At 51.4% G+C, this 19,778-nt stretch carries 19 protein-coding genes and 4 tRNA genes; 4 read left to right on the plus strand and 19 right to left on the minus strand.

Annotation, left to right across the window (positions count from 1 at the left end; all coding sequences use genetic code 11):
* Positions 1–434: 434 nt before the first annotated feature.
* From rplS to ffh, 5 genes are all read right to left on the minus strand, one after another.
* Positions 435–782: a 50S ribosomal protein L19 gene (rplS, locus tag C7M51_RS12495; RefSeq protein ID WP_141176502.1), complete on the minus strand. Its 348-nt coding sequence runs from the start codon at positions 780–782 to the stop codon at positions 435–437.
* A 42-nt stretch (positions 783–824) separates the two neighbouring features.
* Positions 825–1,589, minus strand: a complete 765-nt coding sequence (gene trmD, locus C7M51_RS12500) for a tRNA (guanosine(37)-N1)-methyltransferase TrmD (protein WP_181407935.1) — start codon at positions 1,587–1,589, stop codon at positions 825–827.
* Between the two features lie 35 nt (positions 1,590–1,624).
* Positions 1,625–2,173, minus strand: a complete 549-nt coding sequence (gene rimM, locus C7M51_RS12505) for a ribosome maturation factor RimM (RefSeq protein ID WP_160622091.1) — start codon at positions 2,171–2,173, stop codon at positions 1,625–1,627.
* A gap of 18 nt (positions 2,174–2,191) precedes the next feature.
* Positions 2,192–2,440, minus strand: a complete 249-nt coding sequence (gene rpsP / locus C7M51_RS12510) for a 30S ribosomal protein S16 (RefSeq protein WP_033739514.1) — start codon at positions 2,438–2,440, stop codon at positions 2,192–2,194.
* Between the two features lie 146 nt (positions 2,441–2,586).
* Entirely contained in the window at positions 2,587–3,948 is a 1,362-nt protein-coding gene (gene ffh, locus C7M51_RS12515) for a signal recognition particle protein (protein WP_160622092.1), read from the minus strand.
* Positions 3,949–4,116: 168 nt separating this feature from the next.
* Here ffh and C7M51_RS12520 point away from each other — a divergent pair, with 168 nt between their 5' ends.
* Positions 4,117–4,905, plus strand: coding sequence for a cytochrome C assembly family protein (locus tag C7M51_RS12520; protein WP_160622093.1), 789 nt, complete (start codon positions 4,117–4,119; stop codon positions 4,903–4,905).
* Positions 4,906–4,928: 23 nt separating this feature from the next.
* A complete protein-coding gene (locus C7M51_RS12525) occupies positions 4,929–6,215 on the plus strand; it encodes an HlyC/CorC family transporter (protein WP_160622094.1) in 1,287 nt (428 codons plus the stop codon).
* A 48-nt stretch (positions 6,216–6,263) separates the two neighbouring features.
* On the opposite strand, the gene luxS is transcribed toward C7M51_RS12525, so the two are convergent.
* From luxS to pncC, 13 genes are all read right to left on the minus strand, one after another.
* Positions 6,264–6,782 (minus strand): S-ribosylhomocysteine lyase, encoded by a 519-nt coding sequence (gene luxS / locus C7M51_RS12530; protein WP_160622095.1) that lies wholly within the window; start codon positions 6,780–6,782, stop codon positions 6,264–6,266.
* 148 nt (positions 6,783–6,930) lie between these two features.
* A complete protein-coding gene (gshA, locus tag C7M51_RS12535) occupies positions 6,931–8,535 on the minus strand; it encodes a glutamate--cysteine ligase (protein WP_160622096.1) in 1,605 nt (534 codons plus the stop codon).
* A gap of 31 nt (positions 8,536–8,566) precedes the next feature.
* Positions 8,567–8,983, minus strand: coding sequence for a YqaA family protein (locus C7M51_RS12540; protein WP_425281012.1), 417 nt, complete (start codon positions 8,981–8,983; stop codon positions 8,567–8,569).
* A gap of 5 nt (positions 8,984–8,988) precedes the next feature.
* Positions 8,989–9,555 carry a fructose-1-phosphate/6-phosphogluconate phosphatase gene (gene yqaB, locus C7M51_RS12545; protein ID WP_160622098.1) on the minus strand — a complete coding sequence of 189 codons (567 nt, stop codon included), beginning with the start codon at positions 9,553–9,555 and terminating at the stop codon, positions 8,989–8,991.
* 278 nt (positions 9,556–9,833) lie between these two features.
* A tRNA-Arg gene (locus C7M51_RS12550) sits at positions 9,834–9,910 on the minus strand.
* Between the two features lie 73 nt (positions 9,911–9,983).
* Positions 9,984–10,060, minus strand: a tRNA-Arg gene (locus C7M51_RS12555).
* A 90-nt stretch (positions 10,061–10,150) separates the two neighbouring features.
* Positions 10,151–10,227, minus strand: a tRNA-Arg gene (locus C7M51_RS12560).
* A 9-nt stretch (positions 10,228–10,236) separates the two neighbouring features.
* Positions 10,237–10,329 (minus strand) — tRNA-Ser (locus C7M51_RS12565).
* Positions 10,330–10,628: 299 nt separating this feature from the next.
* Positions 10,629–10,808: a carbon storage regulator CsrA gene (gene csrA, locus C7M51_RS12570; protein WP_038624529.1), complete on the minus strand. Its 180-nt coding sequence runs from the start codon at positions 10,806–10,808 to the stop codon at positions 10,629–10,631.
* Between the two features lie 245 nt (positions 10,809–11,053).
* Positions 11,054–13,681: an alanine--tRNA ligase gene (gene alaS, locus C7M51_RS12575; protein WP_160622099.1), complete on the minus strand. Its 2,628-nt coding sequence runs from the start codon at positions 13,679–13,681 to the stop codon at positions 11,054–11,056.
* A 137-nt stretch (positions 13,682–13,818) separates the two neighbouring features.
* A complete protein-coding gene (locus tag C7M51_RS12580) occupies positions 13,819–14,331 on the minus strand; it encodes a regulatory protein RecX (protein ID WP_160622100.1) in 513 nt (170 codons plus the stop codon).
* A gap of 122 nt (positions 14,332–14,453) precedes the next feature.
* Positions 14,454–15,521, minus strand: coding sequence for a recombinase RecA (recA, locus tag C7M51_RS12585; protein ID WP_160622101.1), 1,068 nt, complete (start codon positions 15,519–15,521; stop codon positions 14,454–14,456).
* A gap of 99 nt (positions 15,522–15,620) precedes the next feature.
* Complete coding sequence (pncC, locus tag C7M51_RS12590; protein WP_160622102.1) at positions 15,621–16,115, minus strand: nicotinamide-nucleotide amidase; 495 nt, start codon at positions 16,113–16,115, stop codon at positions 15,621–15,623.
* A gap of 368 nt (positions 16,116–16,483) precedes the next feature.
* On the opposite strand from pncC, the gene C7M51_RS12595 reads away from it, so the two are divergent.
* A complete protein-coding gene (locus C7M51_RS12595; RefSeq protein WP_160622103.1) occupies positions 16,484–17,371 on the plus strand; it encodes a dihydrodipicolinate synthase family protein in 888 nt (295 codons plus the stop codon).
* A gap of 81 nt (positions 17,372–17,452) precedes the next feature.
* Here the strand turns inward: C7M51_RS12595 and C7M51_RS12600 are convergent, their stop codons facing one another.
* Entirely contained in the window at positions 17,453–17,794 is a 342-nt protein-coding gene (locus C7M51_RS12600) for a zinc ribbon domain-containing protein YjdM (RefSeq protein ID WP_160622104.1), read from the minus strand.
* A 582-nt stretch (positions 17,795–18,376) separates the two neighbouring features.
* Here C7M51_RS12600 and C7M51_RS12605 point away from each other — a divergent pair.
* Entirely contained in the window at positions 18,377–19,630 is a 1,254-nt protein-coding gene (locus C7M51_RS12605) for a PTS ascorbate transporter subunit IIC (protein ID WP_160622105.1), read from the plus strand.
* The last annotated feature ends 148 nt before the right edge of the window (positions 19,631–19,778 follow it).

The raw sequence follows: 19,778 nt of genomic DNA on the forward strand, positions 1-19,778 counted from the left end.
GCACTAAATCCGCTTCTGTCAGTAACAATTTTTATGATATGTATTTCAATTCTGCTGGCTATTTTAACCTTATTTATTGCGGAAAGATTTTTTCGTACCAGATCAGCCTCTAATGATGAATAAAATTTTCTCCTGAGCGGATTATTGTCAGAAAATTTTATGTCTGAAACCAGTGAAAGGCATAAACCTTTGCTCCTTAAGCGACTTGATTTGGCCCCCTGACAGATAAGCGTTCTGTGCGGCATAAGAGGTGCAAGTAATAGTCCCGCCCAGGCGCAGCTTCTGATACTACGGCGACTGGTTTTAACCATAAGGTTTTCTCTTTCTCATTCGGCCTATATTTTCTGAAACATTTTACTATTCATAAAAAAGGGGCTGGCATCACGCCAACCCCTTGTTTGCTATTAACTTTAAGATGTCGCTTACGCGAGCTCTTAGTTAAGACGCTCTTTGATACGAGCAGCTTTACCAGTACGCTCACGCAGGTAGTACAGTTTCGCTTTACGCACGGCACCACGGCGTTTCACAGTGATGCTGTCAACGACCGGAGAGTGAGTCTGGAATACACGCTCAACGCCTTCGCCGTTGGAAATTTTGCGAACAGTGAATGCAGAGTGCAGACCGCGGTTACGAATAGCGATAACCACGCCCTCGAATGCCTGCAGACGCTTTTTAGAACCTTCAACGACCCATACTTTCACTTCCACCGAGTCACCCGGACGGAAAGAAGGTACGTCCTGCTTCATCTGCTCTTGTTCAAGTTGCTTGATAATGTTGCTCATAATTAAATCTCTTATCCTGGGTAAACTGATCGTACCGGAAGATTAACCTTCCGCATCATCGTTTTGTTGCGCATTGAATTCCCGTTGGAATTCGCTGAGCAACTTTGCTTGCTCTTCAGTCAGAGCCAGGTTTTCCAGAAGTTCAGGTCTTCTAAGCCAGGTACGGCCAAGCGACTGTTTCAGGCGCCAGCGGCGAATTTCAGCATGGTTGCCCGACAGCAATACTGACGGAACTTCCAGCCCTTCCAACACTTCAGGGCGGGTATAGTGCGGACAATCCAGCAAACCATCAGAAAACGAATCTTCATCGGCTGACGCCTGCTTGCCCAGCACGCCGGGTATAAACCGGGCGACCGAATCAATCAACGTCATTGCTGGCAGTTCGCCACCGCTGAGAACGTAATCCCCAATCGACCATTCTTCATCGATTTCAGTCTGGATCACGCGCTCATCGATCCCTTCATAGCGTCCGCATACCAGAATTAACTTCTGCTGCGTCGCCAGTTCGCAAACTCCGTTCTGATCGAGTTTGCGCCCCTGAGGTGACAGATAAATCACCTTAGCGCCCTCTCCCGCCGCCGCTTTCGCTGCGTGGATGGCGTCCCGTAAAGGTTGCACCATCATCAGCATTCCCGGTCCGCCGCCGTAAGGACGATCGTCCACGGTACGGTGTCGGTCATAAGTGAAGTCGCGAGGACTCCAGCTTTGAATGCTGAGCAGGCCATTTTTTACTGCCCGGCCAGTTACCCCGTAATCGGTAATCGCGCGAAACATCTCTGGAAAAAGGCTGATAACACCGATCCACATAGCGCTCGCCGTTGTATTACCGTTTTGTTCGGAGGTCAAAAACCAGGATCCCAATCTACTTCAATAGTGCCCGTAGTGAGATCGACTTTCTTGATAACCTGTTCATCAAGAAACGGAATTAACCGCTCTTTCACACCGAACGCATCTTTCAGGTTTGCCTTAACGACCAGTACGTCGTTCGAGCCGGTTTCCATCAAATCAATGACTTTACCCATTTCGTAGCCGTCGATGGTAACTACCTGGCAACCCATAAGGTCTTTCCAGTAGTAATCACCCTCCTCCAGCGCAGGCAATTGCGAGGAGTCGACCAAAATTTCACAGTTGGTCAACTGAGCCGCCGCATCACGATCGTCAATGCCTTTGACTTTGATGATTATGTCCTGATTGTGGTGCTTCCAGCCTTCCAGCTCGATCTGCTGCCATTTTCCGGCGCGCTGAATAAACCAGGGCTGGTAGTCAAAGATGCTATCGGCATCTTCGGTGGAAGAAAACACTTTGAGCCAACCCCGAATGCCGTATGCGGCTCCCATCTTACCCAGCGTAACTGGATTAACGGGAGGCTGTGTGGCGAGTTGTTTGCTCATGCTAACCACCGTGACAGATTAAGCTGCTTTTTTAGCTTCTTTGATCAGCGCGTTAACGCGATCTGACAGCGTTGCGCCCTGGCCAACCCAGTGCTCAATGCGGTCCAGGTCCAGACGCAGTGCTTCAGCCTGACCAGATGCGATCGGGTTGAAGAAACCTACGCGCTCAATGAAACGACCATTGCGTGCGTTGCGGCTGTCAGTAACGACAACCTGATAGAACGGACGCTTTTTCGCGCCGTGACGTGCCAAACGAATTGTTACCATAACATCCTCTTCAGTTAATAAAACAACCGGGCCCCATCGAGGAACGGGGCCCGGGTGTCGTATATAAAAAGCCCGAAAATTTTACTCATTTTGGCGCAAAAAGCAATCTAAACTGAGTAACCTCGCGGACTTTTCTATGAAACGTCTTAACGCCCAGGGAAGCCTGGCGGCATCATCCCCTTCATACCGCGCAACATTTTCGCCATGCCGCCTTTCTTCATTTTCTTCATCATGCGCTGCATATCATCGAACTGCTTCAGCAGGCGGTTCACATCCTGCACCTGCATGCCAGAGCCAGCGGCGATACGGCGTTTGCGTGACCCTTTGATAATCTCAGGTTTTTCGCGCTCTTTGCGCGTCATGGAGTTGATCATCGCCTCCATACGCACCAGCACTTTGTCATCCATCTGCGACTTCACGTTGTCCGGCAGCTGCCCCATACCGGGCAGTTTACCCATCAAGCTGGCCATGCCGCCCATATTGCGCATCTGTTTCAGCTGCTCAAGAAAATCGTTCAGATCGAAGCCGTCGCCTTTTTTCAGCTTGTTCGCCAGCTTCTCAGCCTGCGCGCGATCGACTTTGCTTTCGATATCCTCAATCAGCGACAGCACATCGCCCATGCCGAGGATACGCGAAGCGAGACGGTCCGGGTAAAACGGCTCCAGCGCCTCAGTCTTTTCGCCCACGCCCATAAACTTAATCGGCTTACCGGTGATATGGCGAATGGAGAGTGCCGCACCGCCGCGCGCGTCACCGTCAACTTTGGTCAGGATTACGCCGGTTAACGGCAGCGCCTCATTAAACGCCTTCGCGGTATTCGCCGCATCCTGGCCGGTCATGGCATCGACGACAAATAGTGTTTCCACCGGGTTAATCGCGGCGTGCACCTGTTTGATTTCGTCCATCATCGCTTCATCAACGTGCAAACGACCGGCGGTATCCACCAGCAGCACGTCATAAAACTTCAGCTTCGCTTCTTTCAGCGCATGATTAACGATATCGACTGGTTTCTGAGTGACGTCTGACGGGCAGAAATCGACGCCCACCTGCTGCGCCAGCGTCTCCAGCTGTTTGATCGCCGCCGGGCGATAAACGTCTGCAGAAACCACCAGCACTTTCTTCTTATGCTTTTCGCGCAGAAATTTACCCAGTTTCCCCACGCTGGTCGTTTTACCGGCACCCTGCAGGCCCGCCATCAGCACCACCGCTGGCGGCTGCGCGGCGAGGTTAAGCGCATGGTTTTCCGAACCCATCGCTTCAACCAGCTCGTTACGCACGATCTTGACGAATTCCTGACCCGGCGTCAGGCTCTTGTTCACCTCATGCCCAACCGCGCTCTCTTTCACGCGATTGATGAAGTCGCGCACTACCGGCAGCGCCACGTCGGCTTCCAGCAGCGCCATGCGCACTTCACGCAGGGTTTCTTTGATGTTTTCTTCGGTCAGCCTTCCGCGGCCGCTGATATTGCGCAGGGTTTGCGACAATCGATCGGTTAAGTTATCAAACATTGTCTCTCGCTCACGATAAAACAGAGCCGCCTGGGCGACATAGAATGCGGCGGATTATAACACGAAGCCTGGCCGATCTCTGCTATCGACAATGAGATCGTTTGGAGCAAGCTGCGGCTGGCGCTATACTGCTTTTTTCTTCATCTTCCCGATATTTGACCACATTCTATGTCTGCTTTTGCGATTCTGGCGCTTTTTGCCTACTCATTTAGCCTCGCGCTGATTATTCCCAGCCTGCTGAGGAATAACGGCGCCTGGCGACGCATAGCCGTGCTTTGCGCGACGCTGGCGCTGATCGCCCATGCGGTAGCGCTACAGCAGCGCATCTTCGTCAATGGCGGTCAGAACCTGAGCCTGCTTAACATCGGCTCGCTGGTTAGCCTGTTGATCGGCGCTATTATGACCATTGTGGCGTCGCGCAATCGCGGCTGGCTGCTGCTGCCGATTGTGTATAGCTTCGCGCTGATCAATCTGGCTTTCGCCACTTTTGTGCCTAATGCCTTTATCACCCATCTGGAAACCACGCCCGGCATGATGATCCATATCGGCCTGGCGCTGTTCGCCTATGCCACGCTAATGATTGCCGCGCTCTATGCGCTACAGCTGGCATGGATCGACTACCAGCTGAAGAATAAGCGTCTGGCCTTCAGTAACGATATGCCCCCGCTGATGACCATTGAGCGGAAAATGTTTCATATCACCCAGGTTGGCATGGTGCTGCTAACGCTGGTGCTTTGTACCGGCCTGTTTTATATGGATAAGCTGTTTGCGCCTGAAAATATTGATAAGGCGGTGCTGTCGATTCTTGCCTGGTTTGTTTATGTGGTTCTGCTCTGGGGACACTATCATGAAGGCTGGCGCGGTCGTCGCGTCGTCTGGTTTAACTGTGGCGGTGCGCTGCTGCTAACCATGTCCTATTTCGGCAGCCGCGTTCTACAGCATCTGCTTACTCACTAACTGGCAAATACAAGGATCTTGCGTTGGAGCACATTTCAACCACCACCCTGATTATTACCCTGGTTGTGATGATTCTGGTCTCTGCCTACTTTTCCGGTTCCGAAACCGGCATGATGACCCTGAATCGCTACCGGCTACGCCACAAGGCCCGCAGCGGCAACCGTAGCGCACGGCGCGTCGAAAAACTGCTGCGCCGCCCCGATCGTCTGATAAGCCTCGTTTTGATCGGCAATAACCTGGTCAATATTCTCGCCTCCGCGTTGGCTACCATCGTCGGTATGCGCCTGTACGGCGATGCGGGCGTGGCTATCGCCACCGGCATACTGACCTTTGCGGTGCTGATTTTTGCCGAAGTGTTACCGAAAACGGTCGCGGCCCTCTACCCGGAAAAAGTAGCTTACCCAAGCAGCCTGCTGCTGGGGCCGCTGCAAATTATCATGATGCCGCTGGTATGGCTGCTGAACACTATTACGCGCCTGCTGATGCGCATGGTGGGTATCAAGGCTGACGGTTCAATTAGCGCCGCGCTGAGCAAAGATGAGCTGCGTACCATCGTCTACGAGTCACGCTCACTGATGTCGCGCCGCCATCAGGATATGCTGCTGTCAGTACTCGATCTGGAGAAGGTTAACGTTGATGACATCATGGTGCCGCGCAATGAGATTGTTGGCATCAATATTAATGATGACTGGAAATCGATCGAGCGGCAGGTATCGCATTCACCGCATGGCCGTATCGTTCTGTTTCGTGATTCCCTGGATGATGCGGTTGCCATGCTACGGGTACGAGAGGCCTGGCGCATGATGACGGAGAAACGCGAGTTCACTAAAGAGAACCTGCTGCGCGCCGCCGATGAAATCTACTACGTGCCGGAAGGAACGCCGCTTAACGTGCAGCTGGTGAAATTCCAGCGCAACAAGAAAAAAGTGGGCCTGGTGGTGGATGAATATGGCGATATTAAAGGTCTGGTAACCATTGAGGACATCCTCGAAGAGATCGTGGGGGATTTCACTACCTCGATGTCTCCGTCACTGGCGGAAGAGGTCATGCCGCAGAGCGACGGTTCAGTGTTAATTGAAGGCGGTGCCAACGTGCGAGAAATTAATAAAGCCTTTAACTGGCAGCTGCCCCAGGAAGAAGCGCGTACCATTAACGGTATGCTGCTGGAAGAGCTGGGGGAGATCCCTCAGGCAGGCACTCGTATCCAGGTAGGAAACTACGATATCGATATTCTTGACGTCCAGGACAATATGGTGAAGCAGGTGCGGATAATGCCGCAACAGCCGCTAAAATCTACCATTGGCTCCTGACGCAGGGATAAAAAAGGCCGCTTACGCGGCCTTTTTTATACTTCACGATCAGTGAATTTCCAGCTCTTTCAGCTTATCCTGCGGCAGCGCCAGCTCGTCATTGTGGTTGACGCGCACGTCATGCTCAATGATATGACGGGCGATATCCTTCGCTTCATCCAGCGAGTGCATCTGATAAGTACCGCACTGATATTCGTTCAGTTCCGGGATCTGGTTCTGATCCTCTACTTTCAGCACGTCATTCATTGCCGCTTTCCAGGCATCAGCAACACGCTGCTCGGCTGGCGTACCAATCAGGCTCATATAGAAACCGGTACGGCAGCCCATCGGGGAAATATCGATGATTTCTACGCCATCGCCGTTCAGGTGATTACGCATAAAGCCAGCAAACAGGTGCTCCAGCGTATGGATGCCACGCTCCGGCATTACCTCTTTATTCGGCACGCAGAAACGCAGGTCGAAAACGGTGATAGTGTCGCCATGAGGCGTATTCATAGTTTTCGCAACGCGTACCGCCGGTGCGGCCATGCGCGTATGGTCGACGGTAAAACTGTCCAGCAATGGCATATTGTTACCTCAGCTAAAAAATTTTTTATGAATGATGAAACTTTTCCATTCGCCGTGCGTCTGAATGTATGAAAGACGCGCATTTGTTATCATCATCCCTGACAACAGAGATGTTAATTTGGCCACAGCGATGTGGCCTTTTTCTTTTCTACCCTTTTTTCCCCGCCAGAAACGCCTCAAAGCTGAGCGTATCCGCCGCTTCCAGCTCCTGCTGCGCATTACGCGAACGTAACGCTTCCTGGGTAAAATCTTCCGGCTTCAGCACTTCCAGCGGCTCTTCCGTCAGCATCTGACGATACTGCTCGGAAAGCGCCAGGCCGGTGCCGCTGATGCCGTTCTCCAGCATTGCCTGCAGAATACGGGCAGAATAGGTTAGCGAAGGATCGTCAAAAGAGGCAGCCAGCCGATCGCATACCTGTTGATATTCCGGCGTATCGGATTGACGATCGAGCACTTCCGCCACGCGGCTGAGATCGGCAAACAGCGCCTTACCCACCTCCGTTAACGGCTGGCGCGCATCTTCGCAGCCTATGCCGATAGTCTGACCCGGCTTACGCCCTTCCAGAATCACTCGATTCCAGTTCTTGCGTGCGCACAGCAGCTCGGCGCTGCTCATTTCCGGCGCATCAGCAAGGGTACACCAAATCAGGAAGAGATCGAGGAAACGCACCTGGGTTTCATCTACGCCAACCGGTGAAAACGGGTTGATATCAAGCGAGCGTACTTCAATATATTCAATACCGCCACGCGCCAGCGCATCAGAGGGCGCTTCACCCGCACGGGTAACACGTTTGGGACGAATAGGCGCGTAAAGCTCATTCTCGATTTGCAGCACATTGGTATTAAGCTGCAACCAGTTGCCTTCTTCATCCTTCACGCCCAGGCGTGCATACTCTTCAGAAGGCGTTTTGATCGCCTTTTTCAGCGCATCAACATAGCCTTCCAGCGTATTGAACGTAATGCCCAAGCCGCTTTGTGACTTGTTGGTATAGCCAAGATCGCTTAGACGCAGCGAGGTCGCATAAGGCAGCCAAAGCATGCCGCGCTCGTTGCGCTCAAAAGGCAGAGTGCTCTCTTTGCCCTGGAGAAAGGTAGAGCAGATGGCGGGCGAGGCACCAAACAGATAGGGAATAATCCAGCCAAAGCGGTAATAGTTACGGATCAGGCGCAGATAGCCAGCAGAAATCACCGCCTTGCCGCTTTCCTCATCTTTTACGCCCGCCCAGGCCTGCCAGAAAGAGAGCGGCAGCGAGAAATTATAATGCACGCCGGAGATGGTCTGCATTAGCGCGCCATAGCGGTTCTTCAGCCCTTCACGGTACAGCGTTTTCATCCGCCCGATATTCGAGCTGCCATATTGCGCCAGCTGGATATCATCGCTGTTTTCGATGATGCAAGGCATACTGAAAGGCCACATACGCTCCTCGCCCAGCTCACGCGCCACGTGACGATGTATGTCGCGCAGGAAAGCCAGCAGATGATCGATATCCCGATCGACCGGCGTAATAAATTCCAGCAGCGATTCAGCGAAGTCTGTGGTAATCCATTTATGGGTCAGCGCTGCACCAAGGTGCGCTGGATGGCCCGTTGTGGCAATTTTACCGTCTGGCCTGACACGTAGCGTTTCACGCTCAATGCCGCGACCAATACCTTTCAGGGCGTCAGGGTGAGCTTCCAGCCAGGAAAGCGCCTGTGATACGTCCGGGATCAAAATGACCTCCCGCTCAGAGAATAATTTATTTTTGTTCAGCATAATGTTAACCGTAGCCCCGATTCTGTGTGAATCAATGCCACCACGCCATGCCCTGTAAAGTTGCGGTCGCAACCACCACGTAACGCAGGGTTTTCCCGATAGCCAGAAACAGCACTACCGGCAGCCATGAGAAACGCAACCATCCAGCCAGAACGCACAGCAGATCGCCAATCAGCGGTAACCAGCTGAAGAGCAGCGCTGCAGGACCCAACCGACGCAACCACGCTATTGCTGTGTCATGCCATCGCCCACGCTGTAACGGCAGCAGGCGTCCAATAACCACGTTTGTTAATCCGCCGAGCGTGTTCCCTACGGCTGCGACAAAAACTAACCCTAATGCCGATGTTTTTCCCGCCAGTAACAAGGTCACCAGCAGAATTTCGGAGCTGCCAGGAAGCAGCGTAGCGCTCAAAAAACTGCTGGTAAATAACGAGCCGTAGCTCAGCATGTCGTTCACAACAGACGCACGTCTACCGCATCCATACCGGCGGCCTGCGCAGCCTGTAAACCGAAATCGGCATCTTCAAACACTACGCACTTTTCCGGAGCTACGTTCAGCAGTGCGGCACAGCGCAGGAAGGTATCGGGCTCAGGCTTATGACGTTGAACATCATCCGCACCGACAATAGCCGTAAAGTAGTGACGCAGATTCAGATGCGTTAATAACGCCTCAGCCATCTTATGTTCGCTACCGGTTCCTACCGCCATCGGTTTGCGTCCGTGATATGCCTTAACTACCTCAATCAACGGCAGTGGACGTACGCTGTCAAACAGCATCGCTTCCACCGCGGCAGTTTTTTCTGCCGCCAGCTGATGAGGGTCGAGATCCGCCTGGTGGCTGTCGATAATAAACTGCGCTATGCGCCATGTCGGCGAACCGTTTAAGCCGATAACGGCGTTTCTGTCAAAAGACAAACCATAGCCAGCCAGTACATGCGCCCATGCTTTTCGATGTGTTGGCTCGGTATCCAGGATAGTACCGTCCATATCGAAAATCAGTCCGTCATAACTATCGTACATACCCTCTCCCGCTGTGGATTCGTGCACCAATACTTTAACGCAAAGTCCGCAGGTTGTCGCCGGTAGCTATGAACAGCAAATGCTTTGAATCTATTGAGAAATTCAGGAATCAGAAAAAGGTCAGAGGGTTAGCAGGTCAGGATAAAGCACAAATGGGGACATCGTAATCAATAAAACAGCTAACTGAAGGGGATAAATCAGAAATAGATGGCAGGGAGAATGCAGTAAGGAAAAGTAGAACTGGAGAAAAAGTAAAGTGATTACTGACAGGAAGAAGATGGTGCATCCGGGAGGATTCGAACCTCCGACCGCTCGGTTCGTAGCCGAGTACTCTATCCAGCTGAGCTACGGATGCATCGGAAAAACAAGGGGGTACTGCAACTTACCTGAGGAAATACGCGAGAAGATAATCCGTTCTTCTGAGAAGATGGTGCATCCGGGAGGATTCGAACCTCCGACCGCTCGGTTCGTAGCCGAGTACTCTATCCAGCTGAGCTACGGATGCATAACAAATTCTTGTATAACGCAGGGTGCTAACAACTCACCGTGACACAGGCTGCTAATACTGTATCAATTTACTACCACAACCTTGAGATGGTGCATCCGGGAGGATTCGAACCTCCGACCGCTCGGTTCGTAGCCGAGTACTCTATCCAGCTGAGCTACGGATGCATCATTAAATGGCGGTGAGAGAGGGATTCGAACCCTCGATGCAGCTTTTGACCGCATACTCCCTTAGCAGGGGAGCGCCTTCAGCCTCTCGGCCATCTCACCTAACGCGTTCTTGCGAACTGTGCTGCTGAACTTTGTTTCCGCTCATCGGCACTGCGTGGCGCACATATTACTTTCCCGGACTTATAAGTCAAACAATTTTTCCCAACAAATGTTTGTTTGCACAAAAGCCACGCAATTCGCATATTTTGCCGACAAAAGGAGTGATTTATCAACAGCAGAACAGGGAAAAAATCACAAAACAAAGATAAACGCAGGGAAAAAAACAGGAGGGAAAAATTTACATTGCGCCTCACTGCCCGTGCAGGAGTAGTGAGGCGCGCGATTCGATATGGCTGGCTTTATTGCGGCTGGCTCTTTTCAGCCTGTATGCGCTGATAGATCTCTTCACGGTGTACGGAAACTTCTTTTGGCGCATTCACACCAATGCGCACCTGGTTACCTTTAACGCCCAGTACCGTTACCGTCACCTCATCACCAATCATGAGGGTTTCACCAACTCGACGAGTTAGAATAAGCATTCTTTGCTCCTTGAAAGATTAAAAGAGTCGGGCCTGTCGGGTCCCCGGCATTATCCATCATATAGCGCTAAACGTAGATGATGACAAACAGCTCAAAGCATCCTGTCACGCCAGTACATTCTGCTGATAGTTAGTTTAGCCGAAATCATAACCCTCATCCTGACTTTGTTATTACAGAGTACGGATTGCATTAAAAAGCGCCAGCGGAACGGGTCCACGGCGCTTCCGTACTGCTTTTTTATAACTTACAGCCTGGCTGTGACCCAGGATTCAACGCTGGCTAATGCTGCAGGCAGCGCCTGTGCATCAGTACCGCCTGCCTGCGCCATATCCGGACGTCCGCCGCCCTTGCCGCCGACCTGCTGGGCTACAGAGCCAATCAGCTCTCCTGCTTTCACGCGGTCGGTAAGATCCTTCGTCACCCCGGCAATCAGAGAGACTTTCCCCTCTGCTACCGTGGCCAGCACAATTACCGCTGAGCCCAGCTGGTTTTTCAGATCATCAACCATGGTGCGCAACAGTTTAGGTTCAACGTTGCTCAGCTCGCTAACCAGCAGCTTAACGCCGTTGATATCGCGTGCCTTATTGCTCAGCGAAGCGCTTTCCTGCGCCGCCTGCTGATCTTTTAACTGCTGCAGTTCTTTTTCCAGCGCGCGCGCATGTTCGATCACCGCACGCACTTTTTCGTTCAGATTGCTGCTGTTGGCTTTCACCAAGTGAGCAATATCCTGCAATTGCTCAGACTGGGCATTCACCTGCGCCAGCGCTGCCTCACCGGTGATCGCTTCGATACGGCGCACGCCTGCGGCGGTGCCAGATTCAGAAGTGATACGGAACAGGCCGATATCACCGGTGCGGCTGGCGTGCGTACCGCCGCACAGCTCGGTAGAGAAATCGCCCATGCTGAGCACGCGCACGCGCGCATCATACTTCTCGCCAAACAGCGCCATCGCGCCCTTCGCTTTCGCCGCCTCCAAATCCATGATACTGGTTTCTACAGGAAGGTTACGGCGAATCTGTGCGTTAACAATATCTTCAACCTGGCGAATTTCCTGCGCTTTCATCGCTTCAGTATGTGAGAAGTCAAAGCGCAGATACTTATCGTTTACCAGAGAGCCTTTCTGCGCGACATGCTCGCCCAGTACCTGACGCAGCGCCGCATGCAACAGGTGCGTAGCGGAGTGGTTCAGGCGAATACGGGCACGACGCGTCTCGTCAACCTGCGCATCCAGACGATCGCCAACACGCAGATGTCCAGAAGTTAGCTTGCCGATATGGCCGATAGCCTGACCATATTTCTGCGTATCGCTGACGCTAAATTCGGCGTTCTGGCCTTTTAACAGCCCGGTATCGCCTACCTGACCGCCAGATTCACCGTAGAACGGCGTCTCATCCAGCACGATGACGCCTTCCTGACCGGCGGACATCTCTTCTGCAGGCTGACCGTTAACGTAGATAGCGGTGATCGCTGCTTTCAGCTCCAGGCGGTCATAACCTTTAAACGCAGAAGCCGCATCAATGCTGATGACATTGCTGTAATCAACGCCGAAACCGCTGGCTTCACGCGCACGCTGGCGCTGCTGCTCCATCGCGGCTTCAAAGCCCTGCTCATCGATCTTCAGATTGCGCTCACGGCAGACGTCAGCGGTTAAGTCCGCCGGGAAACCAAAGGTATCATAGAGACGGAATACCGTTTCCCCATCCAGCGTATCCCCCTGAAGATTTGCCAGCTCTTCATCCAGCAGCGCAAGGCCACGCTCCAGCGTTTTGGCAAACTGCTCTTCTTCATTTTTCAGAATTTGCTCAACGTGCGCCTGCTGACGTTTCAGATCTTCACTGGCGCTGCCCATTACTTCAATCAGCGGCCCTACCAGCTTATAGAAGAAGCTGCCCTTCGCGCCCAGCATATTGCCGTGACGTACCGCACGACGAATGATGCGGCGCAGTACATAGCCTCGGTTCTCGTTAGACGGGATAACACCATCAGCAACCAGGAAAGCGCAGGAGCGAATGTGGTCAGCGATCACGCGCAGCGATTTATTGCTCAGATCGGCAGCACCGGTAACATCAGCAACGGCTTTAATCAGCGTCTGGAACAGGTCGATTTCATAGTTGGAATTCACATGCTGCAGAACGGCCGAGATACGCTCCAGCCCCATACCGGTATCAACGGAAGGCTTCGGCAACGGCAGCATGGTGCCGTCAGGCTGACGGTTAAACTGCATGAAGACGATGTTCCAGATCTCAATATAGCGATCGCCATCCTCTTCAGGACTGCCCGGAGGTCCGCCCTGAATATGATCGCCATGATCGTAGAAAATCTCGGTGCACGGACCGCACGGGCCGGTATCGCCCATCTGCCAGAAGTTATCTGACGCGTAAGCGCTACCCTTATTATCGCCGATTCGAATAATACGCTCTGTCGGCACGCCGATTTCTTTAGCCCAGATGTCATAAGCTTCGTTATCGGTTTCATAAACCGTCACCCACAGCCGTTCTTTCGGCAGGTTGAACCACGACGCAGAGGTCAACAGTTCCCACGCGAAATTGATAGCTTCTTTTTTGAAGTAGTCGCCGAAGCTAAAGTTGCCCAGCATTTCAAAAAATGTGTGATGACGAGCGGTATAACCTACGTTTTCCAGATCGTTATGCTTACCACCGGCACGCACGCAGCGCTGCGAGGTGGTGGCGCGCGAGTAGCTGCGCTTATCCTGACCAAGGAAAACGTCTTTAAACTGGTTCATCCCGGCGTTGGTAAACAGCAACGTCGGATCGTTATTAGGTACGAGGGAGCTGCTGGCAACAACCTGATGTCCCTTGCTATGGAAAAAATCGAGAAACGTTTGACGGATCTCAGCAGTACTCTTGCTCATAAATATCCTGGAATACGCTAACGAAGGTTCTTCCCTTTGCACCGGGCGGGCGTTCCACACGGCTGCGTGAAGAGTTACCAACAAAAAGTGGGAATAAGATAAATTTTCTTCAGTGGGAAGTAAAATCCCATCTCGACTCAATCGCTATAATTTCGAAAAATCGACTGAATATCTTCCATGAAGAAGCCCTTAGCCTGCAAATAACGCTGTACTTTGGCCTTTTCCTTCCATTCCTGCGGCAGCGGCAAACCAAACTTACGCTCGGCTACATCAAACGCTCTGGCGGCCCAGTCAATATCCGCTTCGGCCAGCGCGTTCTCGGCCAAGTCACGCCCGATGCCTTTTTGCGCCAGTTCCATTCTGATGCGCTGCGGACCATAGCCTTTGCGGCTGCGGCTGGCAACGAAACGTTGGGCAAAGCGCACATCGTCGAGCCACTGATGCTCATAGCACCAGGCGACAACCTGCTCCAGCAGCTCCGCAGGAATCTCTTCGGCCTGCTCGCCGGGACGAAACGTCGCCGCTCGCGCTACAGACTGCGTAATTTTACGACGAAACTCCGCTTCGCTGTGATCGCGCATCGCCAGAATACGCGTGGCGCGGTCCAGCAGGCGAGCAAAAGTAACAGGCGGTGCGGATTTCTCAGTCATGAAGTTTCCGTCAGATCTGAAATTTAGGATAAGAAGTAAAGAGTGAGGGTAACGAGAATTGGGGCGGGATACAAAGGATAAGAGAAAAAACCCCGGTCAGTTTGCGCTGACCGGGATTGCGATTAGAAATCTTCGTTGGTTTCGCTGGCGGCATCTTCACGATCGTCCGCAGAGAAATCCATTTTCCCTTCATCAGGGTTGTTCAGCAGCATATCACGCAGCTTCTGCTCGATTTCGTTAGCCACAGCGCTGTTCTCTTTCAGGTAGTTGCTGGCATTCGCTTTACCCTGGCCGATCTTGTCGCCATTGTAGCTATACCAGGCACCTGCTTTTTCGATCAGCTTGTGTTTCACACCGAGGTCTACCAGCTCGCCGTAGACGTTAATGCCTTCACCGTACATGATCTGGAATTCAGCCTGTTTAAACGGTGCAGCAATTTTGTTCTTCACAACTTTAACGCGGGTTTCGCTACCCACCACGTTATCGCCTTCTTTGATAGCGCCAATACGACGGATATCAAGACGAACAGAGGCATAGAACTTCAGCGCGTTACCACCGGTAGTGGTTTCCGGGTTACCGAACATTACGCCGATTTTCATACGGATCTGGTTGATAAAGATCAGCAGCGTATTGGACTGTTTCAGGTTACCGGCCAGCTTACGCATTGCCTGGCTCATCATACGTGCGGCCAGACCCATGTGCGAATCACCGATTTCACCTTCAATTTCCGCTTTCGGCGTCAGCGCCGCAACGGAGTCGACGATGATAACGTCAACCGCACCGGAACGAGCCAGCGCATCACAGATTTCCAGCGCCTGCTCACCGGTGTCAGGCTGCGAGCAGAGCAGGTTATCGATATCTACGCCCAGTTTTTTAGCGTAAACCGGGTCAAGCGCATGTTCCGCATCGATAAAGGCACAGGTTTTACCTTTGCGCTGAGCGGCAGCAATGACCTGCAACGTCAGCGTTGTCTTACCGGACGATTCCGGCCCATAAATTTCAACAATACGGCCCATCGGCAGGCCGCCTGCGCCAAGGGCGATATCAAGCGAAAGTGAACCGGTAGAGATGGTTTCAACATCCATAGTGCGGTCTTCACCCAGGCGCATGATGGAGCCTTTACCAAATTGTTTCTCAATTTGGCCCAGCGCTGCAGCCAGAGCCTTTTGCTTGTTTTCGTCAATAGCCATTTCTACTCCTAATCATGCTGGGGTAAAGCACGCCACGGTGGTGGACAATGCTCTCATTCGTTGGACAGTAATTATACTGTATAATCATACAGTATCAAGTCAAATTTTAAGAAAATCGTCATGTAATATTTGTAATGCTAATGCCACAGTTTGACGACGAACCGCATCGCGATCCCCCTGAAATATATGGCATTTTGTGACCACCTGCCCCGTGGCAGTTGCGAAGCCGAACCAAACTGTACCCACCGGTTTTTCAGCGCTGCCGCCGTCCGGCCCGGCAATACCGCTTACCGCGATAGCAAAGTCGGCGTTTGCCTCTTTCAACGCGCCGGTAGCCATCTCTTTAACCACCTGTTCGCTTACCGCACCCCACTGTTGCAGGCTGGCTTGCGAAACCCCGACCATCTGCTGCTTCGCCTCGTTACTGTAGGTAATAAAGGCACGTTCAAACCAGGCGGAACTGCCTGCCACATCGGTTAATACTTTGGCAATCCAACCGCCGGTACAGGATTCAGCGGTAGTTACCGTCGCCCCATGTTGCCGTAGCTGCTGCCCTGTAAGGATACTTAACTGCTTTAGCCGATCGTCGTTCATTGTCCTTTCCGTCTTGCCGCTGTCTCTCAACGTTAGCAATAAACCTGATACCAGGCGTACCATTTTTCTATTTTAACGCAGCCCGAAGTGTAATTTTGCGAGATAGCTTCCCTGGTTATATAAGGGCTAAAAGCGGGTTAGCAAGACGATAAAAAATATATTGTTAAGGCCAGCTCGCCTCCGCCCTCGCCTCACTGCCTCAGTTATCTTTTTATGTCGTTATTTCTTATCAGTATGCACACGCTGCTATGCCGTCCGCTAAAAATGAAAATTGCGATCGTGGTTGGATTATTGTGCTGCCCGTTATGACACTTTCTGGAAGAGTGCTTTAGTTAAAACGTCGTTTCATTTTAGGAGGTAGAGAAAATATGGAGTCAAAGCCTGAATTCTCTGGCGTCTGGTGTCCTTCGGTGACGCCTTTTACTCACGATAATCAGTTAGATTTAGCGGCGCTGGGCGCTCACTTTGCCCGACTGGATGCTTCCGGCATCGATACCATTTTGCTGATGGGCAGCATTGGTGAATTCGCTTCATTAACGCAGGCGGAGCGTAAAACATTATTAAGAGAAGCGCGCAGCATGTCGCGGCTCAATATGGTGGCAAATGTCTCAAGCCTCTGCCGTACCGATATGCTGGAACTGGCCCATCTGGCCTGGGAGTGCGACTACGATGCTGTTATGGTACTGCCGCCGTGGTATTACGGGCAAACCCGTCAACAATTGCTGAGCTATTATCGTCAGCTGGATGCTGAACTGGGCGGCAAATGGTTTGCCTATAATTTCCCGGCCCGCACCGGCTGTGATTTAGATGCGGCGCTGGTTGCGGAGCTGGCCGCCGAACTGCCACAGTTTATCGGTATAAAGGATACGACGGACTGCCTGTCCCACAACCGCGCATTAATAGAAGAAACGAAAAAGGTGCGATCTGATTTCGCCGTTCTCTCCGGCTATGATGAATATTTGCTGCCCAACCTGCTGGCCGGAGGTGCTGGCGTCATCAGCGGTCTGAACAATCTGGTGCCGGCGATGTTTGCTGAGGCAATGCGCGCATGGCAGGCGGGCGATCTTACCGCGCTTACCCACTTCCAGCAGCGTATCGGCAAGCTGATGGCTATTTACACGGTAGGCGACGATTTTGTTACCACCATTAAAACCGCAGTGGCACGTAAATTTGGCTATATGACCCCGCGCTCACGCAATAGCGGCGGCGCGCTCAACGAAGCGCAGTGCGAGGCTATTGATATGCTGTTTAGTTAATAACCTGAAGGGCAGCGAAGCGGGCCACGCCAAGCTGCTTTTTTGCTATTCACGCAGCGCCCGCTCTCGCCTGATAATCAGTTAGATCTTTTTCACGAACTCAGATTTAAGCTTCATCGCACCGAAGCCATCGATCTTACAGTCGATGTTATGATCGCCTTCAACCAGACGGATCCCTTTCACTTTCGTACCGATCTTCAGCGCCGACGAGCTGCCTTTTACTTTAAGATCTTTGATTACCGTTACGCTGTCGCCATCCGCCAGCAACGTCCCGTTTGCATCGCGCACAACCAGCCCCTCATCCTGTGCTGCATCTGCCGCCTGCAGCGACCAGATATGTCCACATTCAGGACAGTTCAGGGCATCGCCATCCTGCCAGGTATATTCAGAATGACATTCGGGACAAGAAGGTAAAGTCTGCATTACAACCTCATAAGTCAGTACCCAGACGGGTAAATAAAAAAGGCGGCTATTCTATAACCTTATCTTTGCTGGGGGTAGTTTTTATTACTTACGGGGCGTTATCGCGTTTCGACGCTTCATTAAGCGGGCTATCGCAAGGTTATACGCTGGAAACGAAAACAACCTTTTCACTTAAACTTTATGGAACTACCCGCTTCCGAAGACAAGCCTTATTTTTCAAACAATTAACTAGAAATTTATTCAGCCAGGTGGTGAGATGTTATTGCCATGAGATAAAACTTGTTAATAGAATATATCATTTCAAATTAAACAAAACAGTGTTTTATCTACTTACATCACAATTTTTGCCGAAGCCGTTTGTTAAAATTGAGCACCTCAGAACAAACCAGGGATGTCATCCATATGGCATATCTAAATTAATAGCAGCTAAGAAAATAGCTCAACTGTAAATAAAATAACTGGCTCTGTTGCTCTTTCAGCTACAGGCTTCCTTATGCCTGTATTCTAATAAAAATGACGCAGCATGACGATAGCTATTCTTTTTTATTTTCTTTCAAATTAATATCTTAACAGGGATTGAACATGGATCATATCATCAGCTTATTAGGCACACCGGCGATTATTATTGCTTTAATCGCTTTTTTGGGCTTGGTTCTACAAAGAAGTGCCATTACCGATATTATTAAAGGCACGCTGCTCGCCTTTGTAGGTTTTGTTTTAATTAAAACCGGCGGCGGCATTCTTGGCGGCGTATTAACCATGTTCAGCGATATATTTACGAATGCCTTTGGTTTGCAGGGCGTGGTGCCCAGCAACGAAGCTATTATGGCGCTGACGATTGATACGCTGGGGCGTCCAGCCGCATTTATTCTGTTCTTCGCAATGATTATAAATGTGCTGTTAGCCCGCTTTACCCGATTTAAATCTATTTATCTCTCTCTGCACCTGATTGTCTTTATGTCTTTCTCAGTTACCGCGGCACTGGTGGGTCTGGGCTATAGCGAACAGTTCGCCATCATTTTTGGTTCGGTGGTAATTGGTACCTATATGGCCGTTTTCCCTACCATCCTGTCACGTTTTAGCCGTAATATTATCGGGCATAATGACTATTGTATCGCTCACGCAGCATCCAGCTCTTATATTATTGGTTCATACCTCGGTAAATGGTTCGGTAATCGCGCCGTTAACGTAGAAGAAGTAAAAGTTAGCGGAAAGCTTAGTTTTCTGAAAAACCCAGATGTAGCCACTTTTATTACTATGTTCTTCCTGCTGGGGATCTCTTCAATTTTTGCTGAGCAGGAATTCCTTAATAAAGTACTGGCGAATAAACCTTATCTGGTATGGCTGCTGGAAAAATCGGCTACCTTCGCGGGCGGGCTGTATATCGCGAAGAAAGGTGTGGTTATGTTTACTGAAGAAATCGTGCCTGCATTCCGTGGTTTCTCTCAGGTCGTAGCCCCAGGCTCTATCCCGGCGGTAGACCCTATGGTTCTGTTTGATAAATCCCCAAATGCGGTGCTGATCGGTTTTATTGTTAGCTTCGTTGCGGAACTGTTCTGTGTCGCGAGCTTCCCGCTTATCGGTCTGCCTATTATTGTTCCGGGTATTATGGCCAGCTTTATTACCGGCGGCAGCGCGGCTATCTTTGGTAACGCAACGGGCGGCCTGCGCGGCGCATTAATTGCCAGTTTCGTTAATGGCCTGCTGCTCTGTATTCTTCCGGCGCTGGTACTGCCGCTGTTTAGTCACCTTGGCGTTAACGGCGTTACCTTCGCTGACCAGGACTTCACCTTCCTGTCCGCTATCATTAAATATACTTTCGGCTTAGTACATTAATCCTCGCCCTGCCTCACCACAGACGCACTTCAGGCGCGTCTGTGGTTGTTTTTCTGTTGATTATCAATGCACTGCCATCAGGCTAACCCTTTGCAACAGGCGCAGACAGAGCAGTCTCTGAGCGTTATAGCAGAAAATCTGCTCAAAT

The sequence above is a fragment of the Mixta intestinalis genome (assembly GCF_009914055.1).
GTDB classification, from domain to species: Bacteria; Pseudomonadota; Gammaproteobacteria; order Enterobacterales; family Enterobacteriaceae; genus Mixta; species Mixta intestinalis.